General features: G+C 68.6%; 18 protein-coding genes. 11 read left to right on the top strand and 7 right to left on the bottom strand.

The window, feature by feature from the left end; all coding sequences use genetic code 11:
• Nucleotides 1–66 precede the first annotated feature (66 nt).
• The 3 genes from LX16_RS20900 to LX16_RS20890 form a co-directional block, all read right to left on the bottom strand.
• Nucleotides 67–264, bottom strand: coding sequence for a hypothetical protein (locus tag LX16_RS20900; protein WP_147141881.1), 198 nt, complete (start codon nucleotides 262–264; stop codon nucleotides 67–69).
• 145 nt (nucleotides 265–409) lie between these two features.
• A complete protein-coding gene (locus LX16_RS20895) occupies nucleotides 410–619 on the bottom strand; it encodes a hypothetical protein (protein ID WP_147141877.1) in 210 nt (69 codons plus the stop codon).
• 127 nt (nucleotides 620–746) lie between these two features.
• Nucleotides 747–947, bottom strand: a complete 201-nt coding sequence (locus LX16_RS20890) for a hypothetical protein (RefSeq protein ID WP_147141874.1) — start codon at nucleotides 945–947, stop codon at nucleotides 747–749.
• Nucleotides 948–1133: 186 nt separating this feature from the next.
• On the opposite strand from LX16_RS20890, the gene LX16_RS20885 reads away from it, so the two are divergent.
• The 4 genes from LX16_RS20885 to LX16_RS20870 all read left to right on the top strand — a co-directional run bounded on the left by LX16_RS20885 (nucleotide 1134) and on the right by LX16_RS20870 (nucleotide 3554).
• A complete protein-coding gene (locus LX16_RS20885) occupies nucleotides 1134–1568 on the top strand; it encodes a hypothetical protein (protein WP_147141872.1) in 435 nt (144 codons plus the stop codon).
• 269 nt (nucleotides 1569–1837) lie between these two features.
• Complete coding sequence (locus LX16_RS20880; RefSeq protein WP_147141869.1) at nucleotides 1838–2596, top strand: hypothetical protein; 759 nt, start codon at nucleotides 1838–1840, stop codon at nucleotides 2594–2596.
• 32 nt (nucleotides 2597–2628) lie between these two features.
• A complete protein-coding gene (locus LX16_RS20875) occupies nucleotides 2629–3225 on the top strand; it encodes a dihydrofolate reductase family protein (protein WP_147141866.1) in 597 nt (198 codons plus the stop codon).
• Nucleotides 3222–3554 (top strand): hypothetical protein, encoded by a 333-nt coding sequence (locus LX16_RS20870; RefSeq protein WP_147141863.1) that lies wholly within the window; start codon nucleotides 3222–3224, stop codon nucleotides 3552–3554. Before LX16_RS20875 ends, LX16_RS20870 begins: the two co-directional genes overlap by 4 nt.
• Nucleotides 3555–3752: 198 nt before the next feature.
• Here LX16_RS20870 and LX16_RS20865 read toward each other — a convergent pair whose 3' ends face one another.
• Together LX16_RS20865 and LX16_RS20860 are read right to left on the bottom strand one after the other, a co-directional pair.
• Entirely contained in the window at nucleotides 3753–4043 is a 291-nt protein-coding gene (locus LX16_RS20865) for a DUF397 domain-containing protein (protein WP_211354657.1), read from the bottom strand.
• On the bottom strand, nucleotides 4040–4906 hold the full coding sequence (locus LX16_RS20860) for a helix-turn-helix domain-containing protein (RefSeq protein ID WP_147141858.1): 867 nt from the start codon (nucleotides 4904–4906) through the stop codon (nucleotides 4040–4042). The genes LX16_RS20865 and LX16_RS20860 overlap by 4 nt, the downstream gene beginning before the upstream one ends.
• A 595-nt stretch (nucleotides 4907–5501) precedes the next feature.
• Between LX16_RS20860 and LX16_RS20855 the strand changes: the two genes are divergently transcribed.
• The 6 genes from LX16_RS20855 (at nucleotide 5502) to LX16_RS20830 (ending at nucleotide 10412) form a co-directional block, all read left to right on the top strand.
• Nucleotides 5502–6122: a hypothetical protein gene (locus tag LX16_RS20855; RefSeq protein ID WP_147141855.1), complete on the top strand. Its 621-nt coding sequence runs from the start codon at nucleotides 5502–5504 to the stop codon at nucleotides 6120–6122.
• A gap of 483 nt (nucleotides 6123–6605) precedes the next feature.
• The gene (locus tag LX16_RS20850) at nucleotides 6606–6944 is read left to right on the top strand and encodes a hypothetical protein (RefSeq protein WP_147141853.1); all 339 of its coding nucleotides are present in this window, start codon (nucleotides 6606–6608) and stop codon (nucleotides 6942–6944) included.
• 373 nt (nucleotides 6945–7317) lie between these two features.
• Nucleotides 7318–8100 (top strand): helix-turn-helix domain-containing protein, encoded by a 783-nt coding sequence (locus LX16_RS20845; RefSeq protein ID WP_147141850.1) that lies wholly within the window; start codon nucleotides 7318–7320, stop codon nucleotides 8098–8100.
• Nucleotides 8101–8277: 177 nt separating this feature from the next.
• Nucleotides 8278–9465, top strand: a complete 1188-nt coding sequence (locus tag LX16_RS20840; RefSeq protein ID WP_147141847.1) for an MFS transporter — start codon at nucleotides 8278–8280, stop codon at nucleotides 9463–9465.
• 126 nt (nucleotides 9466–9591) lie between these two features.
• Complete coding sequence (locus LX16_RS20835; protein ID WP_147141844.1) at nucleotides 9592–9885, top strand: hypothetical protein; 294 nt, start codon at nucleotides 9592–9594, stop codon at nucleotides 9883–9885.
• Nucleotides 9882–10412, top strand: coding sequence for a DinB family protein (locus tag LX16_RS20830; RefSeq protein ID WP_147141842.1), 531 nt, complete (start codon nucleotides 9882–9884; stop codon nucleotides 10410–10412). The genes LX16_RS20835 and LX16_RS20830 overlap by 4 nt, the downstream gene beginning before the upstream one ends.
• Before the next feature lie 27 nt (nucleotides 10413–10439).
• Here the strand turns inward: LX16_RS20830 and LX16_RS20825 are convergent, their stop codons facing one another.
• Nucleotides 10440–11495 (bottom strand): hypothetical protein, encoded by a 1056-nt coding sequence (locus LX16_RS20825; RefSeq protein ID WP_147141839.1) that lies wholly within the window; start codon nucleotides 11493–11495, stop codon nucleotides 10440–10442.
• A gap of 249 nt (nucleotides 11496–11744) precedes the next feature.
• On the opposite strand from LX16_RS20825, the gene LX16_RS20820 reads away from it, so the two are divergent.
• Nucleotides 11745–12065 (top strand): hypothetical protein, encoded by a 321-nt coding sequence (locus tag LX16_RS20820; RefSeq protein WP_147141834.1) that lies wholly within the window; start codon nucleotides 11745–11747, stop codon nucleotides 12063–12065.
• Between the two features lie 36 nt (nucleotides 12066–12101).
• Here LX16_RS20820 and LX16_RS20815 read toward each other — a convergent pair whose 3' ends face one another.
• Nucleotides 12102–17063 (bottom strand): DNA repair ATPase, encoded by a 4962-nt coding sequence (locus LX16_RS20815; protein ID WP_211354656.1) that lies wholly within the window; start codon nucleotides 17061–17063, stop codon nucleotides 12102–12104.
• Nucleotides 17064–17136 lie beyond the last annotated feature (73 nt).

The following is a 17136-nucleotide window of genomic DNA, read 5'->3' as shown; positions in this document are numbered from 1 at the left end:
CGGTCGCGCGCCGGGTGTGCCCGAGGGCCGGGAGGCCGTGGTGGCGGCGCTCCCGGCGGTCGTTCGTCAGCAGCAGCCGACGTACTCGCGGCAGCAGGTGTCGCAGTGGACGTTGACGTACCGGCGGTACTTGGCGTGTCCGCTGGCGCACACGCCGGAGCGCACGCAGTAGGTCTGCCAGTACGGCGAGCAGGCGGCCTTGGCCGTGGCCTCTCCCACCAGCTTGGACAGCGTCTTGTCGGCGATGCGGTTGATGAGACTCAAAGTGACCATCCTCGAATAGACGGAAGTGGTGCAGGGCGGCACCACCGGGGGATCATATCGAGGAATAAGTGCGCGTCAATGGGGTTGAGCTGTGGGTCCGCGCCCGGTGACGGTCGGCGGTCGCGGCCCTCTCCGTGGGCGCGGGTCAGCAGCAGCCGACGTATTCGACGCAGCAGGTGTCGCAGGTGCCCATGATGTACTTGCGGTACCGGACGTGTCCGCCCGAGCAGATCGCCGGGTTGTACGAGCAGTAGTAGTGCCAGTACGGTGCGCACGCGGCCTTGGCGGTCGATTCGCCGACCAGTTTCGACAGGGCCTTGTCGGCGACGCGGTGGATGCGGTTGACGAGTGTCATGGTGTCTCCCGGGGTGATGCGTTGCAGGGGGCGGGTCGCGATGAAGCACGCCGGTAGGGCGGCGTGCGACGTTGCCGGGGGTCGTGGGGGCACGCCGGTAGGGCGGCGTGCGGGGTCGTGCGTCGTGTCAGCAGCAGCCGACGTGTTGGGTGCAGCAGGCGGTGCAGTCGACCGTGATGTACCGGCGGTATCTGGCGTGGCCGCCGGTGCAGACGGCCGGGTTGAAGGAGCAGTAGTACTCCCAGTAGGGGACGCAGGACGCCTTGGCGGTCGACTTGCCGACCAGTTTGGACAGTGCTTTGTCCGCGATCCGGTTGATGCGCTTCATTCACATACCCCTTGCGTGACGATGCGGCGCAGGCGCGCCGCTGTCGCACATGATATCGAGCCATCCATGGCCGTCAATGTGAATGATGGACGGCCTGTGGATCCGGACGGCGGAGGTTCGCCCGTCGCACGGCCAACCCGCGCGTGCCCGTGCGGTTTCCGTGCGTCGTGAGACGACCATCACGGGATGTATCTCATTCACCTGGGTCCGCTGATCGACGAGAACCACCAACGCCGGGAGAAGGCGATGTCATACGTTCTCATGCCTCTCATGCTCGGGTTCCTCTTCGGTCCCGCGATACCGCTCTACATGATCTCCGAGGAGGTCCGTCCGGTCTGGGCGGTCATACTGGTGAATCTGGTGCTGCTGTCGGTGATCGTGGCGGCGACCTGGCACGGCGTCCAGAAGATGAACGCCGCCAAGCGCGCCGTCGAGCCGACGCGGCAGTGGGAACGGCTGCACGCCGACCGCATCGAGATCGGCTTCGCCGACGGCACCGTGCGGTCGTTGCCGTTGCACGCGGCCGACCTCAGTGTGAGTATCTGTCGGGTGGCCGGATGCCGGTCGACCAGTACGTACTGGCCGCGACCGATCACGAGGGGACGCCGGCGAAGGTCCTGACGGTGAACACACCACGGTGGAACCCCCTGTCGGGATACATGACGACGCCGGTTCGGCAACCCGACCACGTCCTGGCGGCGATCGCGAACGTGGCCGCCGGTTCCCCCCCATCCCACCGGGCGACAGACCGCCACCGCCCTCCGCGGGTTCATCGGTACCCGGGTGACCACGAACGGCTGGGAACACGCCTGACCCGGTTCCCGTCGACGGCACGTGATCTCTCCCGGCACTCGTGCGGGTTCCGTGCCGTTACGCGTCAGGATGACGGCGTGTACCTGACCTACCTCGCCGAAGTGATGGGAGCCCACCACACGTCCAGGGTGCGGGGATACCTCGTCGGCATCCTCGTCCTCGTACTCGGATGCCCGATGCCGGTCGTCCCGTTCATCCTGGTGGAGGAGAACGGTCTGCCCGTCTGGCTCGCCGTGGCGTCGGCGGTGGTGCTGCTGCTCGCGATCGCGGCGGGACTCCGGTACGGCGTCAAGGAGGTCAAGGCCGCACGGCGGGACGGTGGGCCCCGACGACGCTGGGAGTTGTTGACCGCCGACCGGATCTCCATCGGATTCGCCGACGGCCGGATCGCGTCACTGCCGTTGCACACGCCGGACCTCGAATTCGAATACCTGCGTGGCGCCGCCCTGGTACCGGTCGACCAACACGTGCTGTCGGCCACCGGAAACGACGGGCAGCGGATCCGGGTGCTCATCGTGCACACGTCGCGGCGGGCCAGGCAGGTCGGCGCCGCGAGCCTGGCCGGTAGACAGCCCGACCCGGTCCTGGCGGCGATCGCCGCCGTCGCGGAGTCCTCCCCGCACTCCGCCGGTAGGCGGGCCGCCGCCGGCCTGCGCGGTTTCATCGGCACCCGCATGACCACGAGGGGATGGCGGCACTCGGACGCACCCGTGCCGCGCCACCGGCATTCGGAGTTACCCGCGGCGGGTGGGGGCGTTCGGTCGCGCGGAGAGCCCTGCCCCGTGTCGGCGTCGTCCACCCCGCGCGGGGGTGGAGTGGTGCACGATGGAGCGTGACATCGCCGCGTTCGGCTCAGGAGGGGAACACCATGACCGCGACGTACACCTTCGACATCTTCACCAGCGTCGACGGGTTCGGTTCGTACAACGAGAAGGGCGACTGGGGCGGCTACTGGGGCAAGCAGGGGCCGGAGCTGTTGGAGCACCGCCTCGACCAGTACAGGGAGGATCAGCGGCTGGTGCTCGGTGCCACCTCGTTCCGGCAGTTCGCGGAGATGCTGGGGCCGGACGGGGGGCTCCCGGAGACCCGGGACCCCTGGGTGCAGCGGTTCAGGAACCTGCCGACCACCGTGATCTCGAACAGCCTCGACGATACGCTCGGATGGCCGGACGCGACCATCGTGAGAGGGGACGCCGTCGAGGTGGTCGCCCGGCTCAAGGAGGAGTCGGAGGTGCCGTTGCGCTCACACGGCAGCCTGTCGATGAATCGTGCGCTGCTGGCGGCCGGCCTGGTCGACCGCGTTCAGGTGACGATCTTCCCGGTGATCACCGGTCGGTCGGGGAGCGATCCGATCTTCCGCGGCGCCGACGACTTCGACCTGGAACTGCTGGAGACCCGGACACTCGACGGCCGCACGCAGGAACTCGTCTACCGGCCCACCCTGCACCGGTCGTCCACCCGGTGACCGATCTGGCGACCCGTATGCCGGGCGAACCCCCGGTCGCCCGGCTGCGGGTGCACAACGACGCCGAAGAGCCGCTCGAGCTGAGCGTGGAACCGTGGGGGAGCGACCACTGGTTGCACCCGGGGGAGACGGCGCTGGTGTGGACGGTCGGCTCCACCGACGCCGAATCTCCGTGGAGCGGAACGACGCACGGAGACGAGCCGTTCGAGGTGTCGCATCACGGGCGCGGGATCCAGGTGCACTGCAACGGTGTCCGGGCGCACGTGACCGACCCCGACGGCGTCGTACTCGAATGCGGTCACCAACGACCGGAGACGCCCGCACGGTGACGGCCCTCCCTCGCGGTCGGTTCGCCGATACCGTGCTGAGGCACGGCGCACCCGACCCCACTCGGCTTGGTTGGGCAAAATGCTGCCTTGGTTGGTCATACGACGGCCGAAAACCGGACATCAGGGCCTATTCGAGGCATGTCGATCGTCGTACGGCCAACCAAGCCGCGAAATGAGGGCGCTCAGGTGGGTGCCGGGCTACCGGTCGGACTCGACGGCGGCGAGCAGCCCTGCCCATTCGGTGACGGGCACGATCAGGTGCGGGAAGTCGCCGGTGGTGGCCAGTTTCGAGTCACGCAGTGCGATCGCGGCGGCCACCGGCGCGACCTCCAGGCAGGCAGAACCGCCGTTGCCGTTGCTGTGCGTGCTCTTGCGCCACGCGGCGTCGTGGAGGCAGGCCACCTCGACACAGTTGCCGTTGCCTGTTCCGTTACTACGGGTGCTCTTTCGCCATCTTGCGGTGGGAAGCGGATTGCTACGCCTGGTCACGGTGATATTTCCCTTATGAGCGTCTCTATGCATGTCATGCTGTTGGATTCGCTGAGGGCGTCGTCTTGCCAGAGCGAATTGAACGTGTTGGTAAACGAGTGTATGTCGGGTGCTTCCTTGTAGATTGCGCCCGCTGAGGTGTCAACTCCAACAACCGTTGGGAACGGCTCTCGTAGTTCGAAGACCGTGTACTCGGTTGCCATCCCGGCGGCGGTGTGCCTCCAGGCGGTAAGTGGCAGGACCTTCAACTCCACGCGGGGATACGCCGAAAGGCTCAACAAGTTTCTTAGCTGCCCAGCTGTAACCTCCGGGCTCCCCACCTGCTGATGCAGTAGAGCTTCATGGAGCAAAAATCGAAATGAGGGCGATTCCGGCCTTTCGAGAAGCTGTTTCCGTACCAGACGTGCTTCCAGGAGTCGTTTCATCTCGAACTCGTCGTGGCGCTGTGGACCGTTGCTGATAAGCGCGGTGGCATAGTCCGTCGTCTGAAGTAGACCCGAAATCGACGTGAGCCCGAGAAAGCTAACGGCATGGGCGTTGTTCTCCAGCCACACGAAGTCGGCGAAGTTGTTGTTGATGAACGGCCGGTAGCCGTCCCACCAGCCGCGTTGCGCGACGTCTTCGGAGAGTTGTAGAAGGTCGGATCGCTGGCCGATGTCCGAGACGCCGTACAGGTCCAGCATTTGCAGCAGTTCGTTGCTGGGGATGGGGTACTCACCGGATTCGAAGCGGCTGACGGTTCCCTGGTGCCGCTTCAACAGGTCGCCCACCTGCGCGAGTTTCAGCTTCCGTGCCTTGCGGAGTTCCTTCATCTTGCTGCCCAGCCAGCGTGCCCGCAGCGTAGGCCCCATGGTGTCGGTCATGACTTCGCCCCCAACGGCTTCGGTAATCGAAACGCCACTCAGTTTAGAAGATGGCGACTCGCCGCGATTTAGCCACTCCCACAACTTGTGTCGCGCGAGAATCTATGGCAACATGTAGTCGGTACCTCACAGATCGCAAGGGGACTCGCGCGTCGTCGCGCTGAGCAAGGAGGTGGTTCCGGTGGGGATGTCGCGTCGGGAACCGGCAAGGGATGTCTCGGGGGAGGCATGCCGCAAGTTCAAGTGGCGCACCGAAGCCACCCGGGAAGTCGTACTGGAGTGCTTCACCCACGGCCGTTACTGGCCGTGCGACCGGGGCACCGAACCGCGTCCGCCGGAGACCGGCTGACCGAGACATGAACCCGCCCGCGTCCTCGACGGCGGCGGGCGAACGGGAACGGCGGCACCGGTGCTCCTGGTCGCACCGGACGTTCCCGGATCGGGGCGGGTGCGTCGCGATCGCCGTCCTTCCGGCGGACTCCGCCCACCGGGCATCCCCCGATCCCGGTGACGTCCGCCTCGGCGCCGGCGCACCCGCCCATCGACCGTCCACACCGCACGGCGGTGGCCGGACACGTCCAGAGAGGTTGACACCATGGAGTTCCGGCCCCACGGTTACCGGATCGCCGCCGGCGAGCCGACCCGCCCGGCACCCGAACATCCCGACCCGGCCGTCGCGGCACGGCTCGCCACCGTCGCCAGGCGAGTCCGGCCGCGCCGGTTCGCGCTGTGCCAGGCGATCCCGGCCGGGCCGGACGTCGACGACCTGGTGGTCCGGCCGCAGTACCAGGGCCTGCAGAACCCGGACGGCAGTTGCGTCCTGTTGATCGCCGGTCAACCGTACGGCTGGTACCGGTCGATCGACGCCGCGTACGCCCACGCCGAGGGCACCGACCTATGGCTGGTGTGGCTCGACCCGGAACCCGGCCCACCCGAGGCCGAATCGGCAGCCGCCCTCGACGAGGCCCGCGACGGCGACGTCGGAACCTGGCTGGTGGGGCTGCCGTTCCTCGCTCACGGACCCAACGACGCGCGGATCCGCGCCATCGAGATGGCCCACCACCTGGAACCGGCCACGCCCGGTCTCTCCAGGCGTTCCGCGCTGCTGTTCACCGGCGACGACCCGTTGAACCCGATCACGCTGTACTGCCCGACCGCGCCCTGCGCGCGACGGCCGTTCCACGACGGCGAACACCTGCCGCCGAGTCCACAATAGAAAAGGCGGCCGACCGACACCACCGGTAGACCGCCACATCACAAGGGAATGGAGCCCTTGCCATGTCGAAGACGAGCCTAACCCATCAAGACGTCGACTACATACGGTGGGCGAACCGTATCCGGAGAACCCACAGGCCCGTCCGCCGCCGACTCCGCCGGGTCTGCGCCGACTGCGGGAGACCCTGGGGCCACCACGGCTGCCCGAAACACCTGTGGGCTGTCGACTTCCTGTCGCAGTTCTCGGTGATCCTGGTGCCGGGACGACCCGATCGGCCCCGCCGCCGGCACGGTCGCGCCTACGTCGCGGCCCTGCGCGAGGCCACCGACCTCATCACCCGCGCCCACCGCCCGGCCCCCCGCCCCACCTGCCCGCCCGTCCGAAGATCGAGGTTTCGCGGCCCCGTGTCGGTTCGGCGTCACAGTGTCCGCACGCGAACGGTTTCGCTGAAAGCATCGAGGAATGACCCAGGGGAATTCACCCGTGATCGTCACCGACGATCCGACCCTTCTCGCCCGACTCCGGTCACGGTATGAGGAACTGGGCAGCCACAAACTCGCCGAATACGCCTTCACTCTCGGCCTGTTTCCACCACACCACCGGAAAGGCGCTACCGACAGCATCTCGGAGTACTGGCCGCCCGGCGCGGACACGTCCGCGCCGGGCCTGTTGGTGTGGGACTCGACGTTCACCGATGCGTTCGAGGAACACGACGATGAAGACGACGAGGACGACGAGGACGACGACCCGTGGGGCTCCGCCGGTCCACCTGGATCAGCCGGTGGTGACGTAACGAGTCGAAATGGGGGGTGGACCCTCTAGAAAACGACCACTACCACCCTGGGCGTCACGGCCGTACCCCGGATTCCAGTGATCACTGTGGGCGCGCTGTCGGCTCGGCACCATGAGCCGTCGTCTGTCGATATGAGTACGCCGGTATCGAGGGTTGTGATGGGATGTACGCCATGCATGGTCGTCTGTAGGAGCCATCGATATCCGCGCTGGCCGAGCACGGTGTCGGGGTGGGGGCGTTTCTGCCGAACAACGTGTTCATGGAGAACTCCTCACGTCGAAGCCGGGTGACCGTCCACAGTCTGTGTCCGGGCGGTCCGGAGCCGCGACGACACTCGAGGTGTCTTTTCGGTGACCTATTAGGCGTCATTTCGGCGACATGAAGACTGATATCGTTGTGTACATGACGTATCAGGACACCACTCCGAACGCGACACTTCGCGCGGTGCGTCTCGGAATGCTGATGAGCCAGGACGACTTCGCCCGTGCCCTGCGCGAGGCTGGAGTGCGAGCGGGTGTACCCAACGACGCCAACAAGCGGCTTGTGCAGCGATGGGAGGCGGGGACGATCGCCACTCCCCGTCCTGTCTACGCCCGCGCACTCGAATCCGTCACCGGGATGCCGATCGATTCGCTCGGATTCGCCGTCCCGGTGCCGAGAGCGCGCCTGTCGGCCGATGGGCATGGCGGACACGATCTGGAAGCCACATCGAACTCGGCCGAAGCGACGCCGCAGGCGAAGGCTTGGTCGAGCGGCCGTACGACGACCCGCACGAACCATTCCGGCGTATGGCTGAGCCGGTACGAGTACTACTCGAGCGGACGCGACGACACCTTCATCGGGGTGCACCATGTGGTGGTGTTGCAGCACGGTGACCGGCTCACCGTGCGAAGTCTTCCGGGTTCGTCCGACTCTCCGCTGACCATGGACCTGACCGTCGACGGCAACGTGGTCACCGGGACCTGGGTCGAGCAGACCGCTCCCGACGGTTACTACCGTGGGGCGCGGTACCACGGTGCCGTTCAGATGCTTGCCGAGCCCACCGGCCGACGTATTCACGGTAAGTGGGTCGGGTTCGGCAAGGAGATGGAAGTCAACACCGGCCCGTGGGAACTGGTCTTTCGAGACGCTTCGACCAACAAGGCGACGCTCAACCGATACAACCGCCGCCCCGACGAGGCGTGAACCCGCCGCCAAGAGAGTTCCCACCCCGGTGTGTGACGGCCCCGGCTGGTATCGGTCGATCGACGCCGCGTACGCCCACGCCGGGCGGACGTGACCCGCACGCGTGGTCGGCGCGGCGCCGGGACGGCTTGGGCGACAACGCTTGCCAACCGGGTGCGACTGGTCCAAGATGCGACCATGGCCACACCGCACCGACCCGGACTCACCCGCGCCCGAGTGGCCGTCACCGTCGCGTTCATCGCCCACGGCGTCGTGTTCGCCTCCTGGCTGCCACACATCCCGCAGATCAAGGACGACCTCGGGCTCTCCGAGGGCGGCCTCGGCCTGATCCTGCTCGCACCGCCGGCCGGAGCCATCGCCGCGATGTCGCTGACCGGCGCGGCCTGTGCCCGGTTCGGCAGTGCCGCCGTCACCCGCGTCACCGCGGTCGCCTACACCCTCGGGCTCACCTTCATAGGACTCGGAGCCGGGAACGCCTGGACACTCGCGGCGGCCCTGCTGCTCGCGGGCGCGCTGGTCGGCGCCTTCGACGTGGCCATGAACTCCCAGGCGGCCACGGTGGAACGCGCGACGGCGAAGCCGATCATGGGCTCGTTCCACGCCGCGTGGAGCCTCGCGGCGGCCGCCGGAGCCGGCATCGGTGGAGTGGCCGCGCAGTACGAGGTTCCGTTGTGGATCCAGTTGCTCGTGCTCGGCCTGGTCGCCCTGGCGGCCGTGGCGGTGTTCTTCCCCGCCTTCATCCCCGACGCCGTCGCGGTCGCGGCGGGACCCGCCCGGCGGTGGCGGTTCGAGAAGGCCCTCGTCCTGTTGTCGCTCGTGGCGTTCGCGGCCCTGTTGGCGGAGGGGGCGGCGGCCGACTGGAGCGCCGTGTTCCTGTCCGACACGCAGGGCGCGTCGGCCCTGGTCGCCGCCTGGGGATACGGACTGTTCTCGGTCGCGATGTTCCTGGGACGGCTCGCTGGCGACCGGTTGGTGCACCGGATCGGCCGCAGCCGCAGCATCTTCACCGCCGCGCTGACCGGAGGACTCGGCATGTCGGCGAGCCTGGTGGTGGCGCAACTCGCCGGCCCCGGGCCGGTGGCGCAGGCCGCCGTGATCGCCGGGCTGTTCCTGTTGGGCCTGGGCATCGCCGTCATCGTGCCGGTGGTGTTCAGCGCCGCCGGTGACGGTCCGGGTATCGCGATGGTCTCCAACGGCGGATACACCGGTTGGCTGCTCGGCCCGGCGGTGATCGGCGGGCTCGGGGAACTGCTCGGCCTGCCGGCGGCGATCTGGACCATCCCACTCCTCGCGATCGTCGCCGCCCTCCTCGCCCCGATCGGGCTGCGCCACCTGTCACCCGAGCGCGCCACCACCAAGGCCTGACCCCGAGACCGCCCGACCACGGCGCCGACGGTGTGCCACACGTACCATATGTGGTGATTCCGTATGATTCAACGGGAAGGTGAACTCGACCGCTGAGCACCACACGACCGTGGAACCGCGTCGGTGATGGAGAACGACAAGCCCGCCGCAACGCCGACCGGTCCGGAGAAGCCGGAAGATCCCGAAACGGCGGGTGACATCGCCGCCTATGACGCCGCGAAGTCCGAGGACGACGGCACCCGTATTCCCTTGGCCGAGATGCGTCGTAAGTACGGACTGTTACCGACGAGTCGGTCCGTCGAAGTGATCCACGTAGCGCGGCGGCATGAGAATCCACCGGTAGTGATCCGGATGTCACAGGGGTCGGGGAGGATGTACATCGGAGCACCGGTACGTCCTACCGACGGGAGAGACACGTGAACGACGTCGTGCCACGGTTGGCGCCGTTGATGGCGCAGCTCGACATCTCGCTGTCGATGGCGCTGGAGCGGATGGCCGGGATGACCGACGACGAGTACCGCTGGCTGCCCGAACCGGACGCCGCCACGGTCGTCCGGGGCGAGAACGGCCGGTTGCGGCCCGCCCCGGTGCCCGACGACGCGCCGCGCACCCGCAGCATCATCCTGTTGACCGGTCATCTGTACGGGATGGCGAAGCTCCGCGCCGCCTACACGGTCGGCGAATGCCGGTTGACCTACGACGACCTCGACTGGCCCGAGACCGCCGCGTCGGCGGCACCGGCGCTGACCGAGTCGTGGGCGGAGTGGCGGGACGCGGTCACCGCGCTCCGCGACGACGAACTCGACGTGGTGGGGCGCTGCGCCTTCCCGTGGGGCCTCGACCCGACCCTGCCGGTGCTGGACATCGTGTGGTGGATGAACCGCGAACTGATACACCACACCGCCGAGATCGCCTTCGTCCGGGACCTGTACGCCCGCACCGCCTGAACCCGGCCGCCGAGACGGTTCACGGCGTCACTCGAACACCTCGCCGCCGACGGTGAACTCGATCCGTTCGGTCCGGTCGAAGGTGAACCGGACGAGGATCGGCGAGGCGCCGGAGTCGGACGGCATGTGGTGGCGTTCCACCGCCAGCCAGGTCTCGTCCGGGTCGTCGAGCCCGAGAAGGTCGATCGCGGTGAGACGCAGTGCCGCGATGCCGTGCCAGTCGACGTCCGTCACCTCGAACGCGGCACCCGGTGCGGCCGTCACCGGTGAACCCGGGACGTCGCGCTCAAACGCCCGGCCGCGATCCCACTGCCACTCCCGTTCCACCGTCTCCCCCGGGACGACGACGGTCGCGAGGACCCGGCCGTCCTGGTACAGGTGGAGCCCGGTGAACGACGTGGTTCCCGCCGCCTCGGCGATGGCGGCGACCGCCTCGGCCTGCCGGGGGCCGGACGTCATGTCGTTGAGGTCCTCACCGGCCGCGATACTCCGCAGCCCCCAACCGATCTCCTCCGCGTGCAGCGACATGAGCCCGGCGGCGGCGAGCACGGCGACGATCCCTTGGCCGAGCACCTGCCCGGTGCGGGGGCGTCTCCGGGGTGTCCATTCAGGAGCGTCGTGGGGTGCCGCGTCGCGGGCGGCCTCGGCCTTCGCGCGCCACGCGGCGTCGGGTTCGCGCAGCCACCACGCCCGGGGACGGTCGGGGCGGTCACGGACGACGACGATCACGTCACCGGTCTCCGGCGGTTCCTCGAAGGCCCGCAGCGACACCGTGCTCCGGTAGGGCGGGCCGTCGTCGGGGGCCACCACGACCGCGATCTCTTCCTCCTCGGTTCCGGGTGCGGCGGTGACGACCCGGGCGACGGCACCGCGTCCCCGCGCGAGGCCGGCCCGCAGCCGGTGCGGTGGCGGCGTCAGGGAACCCGCCGACAGCCACAGTGCGGCGGTGAGGCAGGTCAGCAGTATCAGCCCGGTGGTCCAGAACCATTCGACGTGGCCGCCCGGCGCACCGGTGACCAGGTTCGTCAGCAGCACGCCGCCGAGTGCGCCGGCGGCCGAGGCGAAGAGCAGTCCGAGGATCACACCACAGCGTACCGATCACGGCCCATCATTCGCGCCGATCGGTGTCCGATCAATGACACTCCGTTGGCATCACCGTTCGTCGATGGATATGGTGGGCCGCAATCCGTTCCCGCGCCGCCGATCCGGAAGCTCACCATCCATTGAGGTCGATATGCCGGCGCGCTCGGGTCCGACCGTGTCGCACGTGTGCGTCACAGGACAGACGACGTCATCGCATCCGGCGGTGACCGTTCCCCAGGAGGCGTCCAGATGGAAGAGTGGGAGTTCGACGAGATCACGAAGTCGTTCGTCGAGACGTTCAAATCGCGCATCCCCAAGCGCTACGAACTCGGATTCAAGTCCGTGATCGACGGCGGTGAGTACACCATGGCCGGTGAGGGACTTTTCCACACCCTCGCCGACGACAAGGTGCCGGTCACGTCACTCGAACACGACACGCTCGGCGACATGCTGGAGTACCTGCGAGACGTCAGCACCGAGTACGACACCCTCACCGACAAGTACAGCAACCTGGTCATCGACGACGACCCGGGCCTCGGCACCGGCAGGACGCCGAGACCACGGATCTGAGAACCGTCCGGGCCGGCGAACCACCGGCCCGGCCCGTCACGACGGTCTGCCGTACACGGCGGCCGTACCCCGGGCCGTCGCACGTGGATCGGCGGCCTTGGCGATCGCCGCCTCGACACCGCCTATCGCGTCCGCCAACAGGCCCAGCGCACCGACCGCACGCGACGCCGGGTCCTCCCCGTCGCCGCCGAGCGCCTGTTCACGCACGAACGCCGCCTTCACCTGCGTCCACCGGTCCGCCTGCTCCGGCGTCAACCGGCCGCGCAACTCCGCCAGCTTCAACAGGTTCGCCTCCGCGCCGGAGGTGAGCGTCTGCGCCTCGCCCAGGTAGTGGTCGTCGATGACGGCCTCCAACTCGGCGTCGTTCATGACCGGGACGACCCGCTCCGCCAGCTTGTTCATGTTCCGGTAGGAACCCTGCAGGCCGAACGGCGGCTCGGTACGGGACGAGTCGGCCTGCGCCGCCGACGCGATGTACGCCTGGTTGTTGCGCAGCACCACGTCCCGCACCCGCAACAGCTTCCGCAGCACCGAAAGGATCTGCTCCAGCTCGGCCGCCGGATACGCGTACGACAACGCCTCCGCGTTCGCGGTGGCGTCCCGCCCGGCGAGCCTCACCAGCAGCTCCAGGTCGCCGCGTTCCCGCGACGCCAGCGGCGCCAGCACCGGGTTGGAGGTCAACGCGTTCTCCAGGTAGCTCGACGCGAACACCTCCTCGCGGCCCGACAGCACGTCACCCAGGTTCCACACGTCGGCCCGGTTGGCGAGCATGTCCGGGATACGGAACCGCTTCCCCGACTCGGTGTACGGGTTGCCCGCCATGACGACCGCGAACCGCTTGCCCCGCAGGTCGTAGGTGCGGGTGCGGCCCCGCCACACGCCCTCCATCCGCCGTTGCCCGTCGCACAGCGAGATGAACTTCTGCAACAGCTCCGGGTTGGTGTGCTGGATGTCGTCCAGGTACAACATGACGTTGTTGCCGGCCTCCAGGGCGAACGAGATCTTCTCGACCTCCTGCCGCGCGGTGGCGTCCGGGGCGTCGGCGGGGTCCAGCGAGGTGACCTCGTGACCCAGGGACGGGCCGTTCACCTTGACGAACACCATGCCCAGCCGGCTCGCCACGTACTCCATCAACGTGGTCTTGCCGTAGCCGGGAGGCGAGATCAACAGCAGCATCCCGGACTGGTCGGTGCGTTTGGCGTCGCCCGCCGCGCCCATCTGCTTGGCGAGGTTCGCGCCGATCAACGGCAGGTACACGTCGTCGAGCAGCCGGTTCCGGACGAACGCGCTCATCACCTTCGGCTGGAACTCGTCCACCCGCAGCCGTTCCCGCTCCGCGGCCACCAGGGCGTTGCGGCGCCGCAGGAACTCGCGGAACCGGGGGACGCGGTCTCGCCGGAACACCCGGGTACGTGACAACAGTTCGTCCAGCCGCACCGGCAGGCTCCGGCCCGAGACGCGGGGATGGGTGCCCAGCAGTTCGTCCACCGTCCCGGTCAGTTCCGCGGCGGAGTCGTACCGCTCGACCCGTTCCCCCAACAGTTCCAGAGCCACCGCCTCGGGCAGTTCCATCGGCGGCCCGTCACCGTCCTCACCGGACACGAACGCGTCCAGCCAGGCGGCCACCAGTTCCCGGCGCGTCGCGAGCCCGCCGACGTCGTCGGGGAGCGCCGCGAGGTGGCCCCGGAACTCGGCGACCCCTTCGCGCCCCAGCCTGCGGTGGAACCGTTTCCACAGCGCGCGGGCGGTGTCGCTCGTGACGAAACCGGGTTCGTCGGCGGCGAGTTCCTCGCACAGGTACTCACCTGCGAGACCGGCGTCGAACTCCACCGGGACGCCCGCCGACACGTGGAAGGCGGAGATCGCCTCGGCCAGTTCGTCCGCCAACTCCGTCATCGCCGCGGCCCGCCCGAACACGGCGCGGGCCGCCGCCAGTGAGCGGCTGCGCGCCGACCACACCGGGCGGGTCGCGTCGTCGGTGCCGTACGCCCAGAACAGGGCCGCCGCCGCGCGTTCGGCCGGCGGGTAGCGCAACAGGCCGGCCCCGGCCTCCAGCCGCAGCACGACGCGCAGGATCGCGGCGGCGTCGTGATCGTGGACGCCCCGCTGGTATCCCTCGTCGAAGCGGCGTTCGGCGTGGTCACGGACCAGCGACAACAGGTCCGCATCGGACAGTGCGGCCTGCCGCAGCACCGCCCGGTCGGTCTCGGCGAGGACCACCGTCGCCAGGTGTTCGGCGCGGTACACCTCCGGTGTCTCCGACACCACCAGTTGGTTCCAGAACTCCCGGGTGTCGTCGAACGCCGGATCGTCCACCACGGACCGGTAGTCGGTGCCCGACAGCGAGAACGCCAACCGGTCACCCGCCGGGACCAGCGTCAGCTCCATCGGCTGCGTGTTGACCGGGAGCCGGTGGCCGCCCAGCGTGATGGTGTCGCCGTCGTACAGGTCCTGCCGGTCCCGCAGCGACCGGCCCGCCTCCTGGCGGGCGGCCTTGATGCGGCCCAGCAGTTCCTCGGCGCGCACCTGGTCGCCCAGCCCGCGCAGTTCCTCTGCGATGCCGCGCAGTTTCACGACCATCGGGTCGGTCGCGAAGTACGTGTTTACCGCGTCGACGGACTCCAATGTGGCGCACCGACGCGCGACGCTGGTCAGGATCCGGTCCGCGGAGGTGGTGAGCCGTTCGCCGCGGCGGGCGCGTTCGTCCAACAGCGCCTGTTTGCGCGTCGCGAACGCCTCGTAGACGTCGGTGCGTTTGTCTCCCAGCCGGGCGAGGAAGTCGTCGAACTCGCTGAACCGGGACTCCAGGTTCTCCAGTTGCAGCATCAGCTTGCCGAGTTGCTCGTCGCACGCCTCGGGGCTGTCGGCCGCCGCCAGTCCCGCGGTGACGGCCTGCCCGAACAGCGCGAACTCGGCGGCGAACTCCGCGCGTCCCTCGGAGTCGAGCAGTTCCCGGCGCCTGGCGGTGAGGATCGCCCTCGCCCGGTTGACCGCCGCGAGCACCTCCGCGATGCGTTCCAGGATGCCGGTCCGCACCGTCACGTCGTCGATGTCCAGACTGGACACGACCTCGGTGAGGACCTCCAGTCCGTCGCTCTGCTCCGACAACCGGGCCGTCAACGGCGCCGCCTGCGCCACCGACTCCAGGCCGCCCGCCTCCTCGGCGAGCGCGTCGATCTGCCGGTGGTAGTCGGTGAAGGCCTCGGCCCCACCCAGGAACGCGACCGCGCGCCGCCCCGCCGACGCCGACTCCGCGACCACCGACTCCGACAACGCCGCGACACCGGCCGCGTCGATGTAACGCATCTCCGACAGGGTCACCAAGCGGCCCTGCGCGGCCCGGAGCTCCGCCAACTGCGTCACCCAGGCGTCGGCGCTCTTGGGCGCCTCCCCGCTCGACCGCCGGATGACCGCGGTGACGTCGCGGCCCGCGTCCCGCAACGCGTCGGCGGCACGCTGCCGCAACGCCGCGACCGTCTCGTACTCCTCCAACACCGCCTGCGCGGTGTCCCGGACCGCCGCCAACGGCTCGTCCAGACCGCCGAACGCCGCGTCCGACAACCAGTGGTAGGCGTCGAAGGCGCGGGTACAGGCCGCGATCAGCGCCTCGAACACCTCCGCCGACGGCGCCATGTCCGCGACCATCCGCGACACCGACAACGCGTCCGAAACACCCCGCACCAGGTCGGCGTTGCCCAACCGCTCCATCGGACTGTCACCCACCGGCTGCGCCGCGGCGTAGGTGTCCGACACGAACGGCGTCTGCCACACCTGCATCGGGTGCACCCGGGTCGGCTCCTCCGAACTCGCCCGGAACGCCACCATCGTGCCGTCCTCGAAGATCGAGTAACCGTGGCACGGCAGCGGAGTGCTGATCTCCTTACGGATCACGTTGTACGGCAACAGCAGGCTCCGCCCGTCCTCACGGGCGTGGAAGACGTACAGGACGTCCTCGCCGTTGGGGGAGCGGACGACCCGCTCGAACTCCAAGCCCGTGACGTCGGTGTCGAAGGTCTTGTGCACACCCGTCGCCAGGTAGTAGCCGCCGGGGAAGATGACCCCCTGCTCCTCCGGCAGGCTCCGGCACGCCTCACCGATACCGTCGGCGCGCGTGACGGTCTTGGTGCGGGTGTTGAACACCAGGTACCGCCACACCGTCTCGTTGTACGGCAGTATCTTCAACAGGATCAGCGGACCGATGCGGGCGTACGACACGTCGGCGTCGGCGAGACTCTGCAACTTCTCCGTCACCGGCTCGGAGTAGATGCCCTCCCCGGTGGAGGTGTTGTCCTCGATCTTGACGGTCAACGTCCCGCCGACGCACTCGACGAAGACCTCGCCCTCGATCGAGATGTGCGGATGCCGGCCGCCGATGTGGTCGTCGCGGGTCGTCGGCGTCCACTCGAAGTCGTGCTGTTCGGGGAACACGTGATCGCGTTCGCCCCGTGAGTCCAGGTACGCGACCGTGTCACCCGGCGGAGTCACCTCCCATCGCAGCACCCGGATGTCGTCGATCTTCTCGCCGATCCGGAACACCGCCAACAGCCGCCCCGCGACCCGACGCAACTGGAGCAGCTGCGCCTGCCGGTAATACCGGTACAGCTCCGCGAAGTCCGCCCGGAACGCCGGGTCACCCAGCAGCGCGTCGTCCTCGGCGGGCGCGAACGAGAACGCCTCACCGTCCCGCCGGAACGAGTGCAACGCGAACACGTCCGACACGTCGGTCTGCGGCTTCAACCCGATGAACACGTTGTAGCCGAACAGCATCCGGCCACCCACCTGCACGATGTCACGCGGGACGCAGTTGTTCTCGGTGCGGATCCGGTCGGTGCCCAACAGGCGCATCTCGGTGCCGCCGAACACCTTCAGCCGCTCGTCGTTCAACGCCTCGGCGCGGCGGGCGAGTTCGGCGGCGTGCTGCGCCAACCGATCGCGCAGCACCTCGTACGTCCCGGCGTCCAGTTCGGCACTCGGGCTCGGGGTTTCCAATTCGCTCAACGGTGATCCTCACGGGCACGAAACGGACCGGTCGAATGGTGAACCGGGGCCGCCACACGCGGAGTGGCGGCCC

This window comes from Stackebrandtia albiflava (assembly GCF_007994225.1).
Classification (GTDB): domain Bacteria; phylum Actinomycetota; class Actinomycetes; order Mycobacteriales; family Micromonosporaceae; genus Stackebrandtia; species Stackebrandtia albiflava.
Note: the sequence above shows the minus strand (reverse complement) of the source record. Positions and strands in the feature narration are given on the sequence as shown.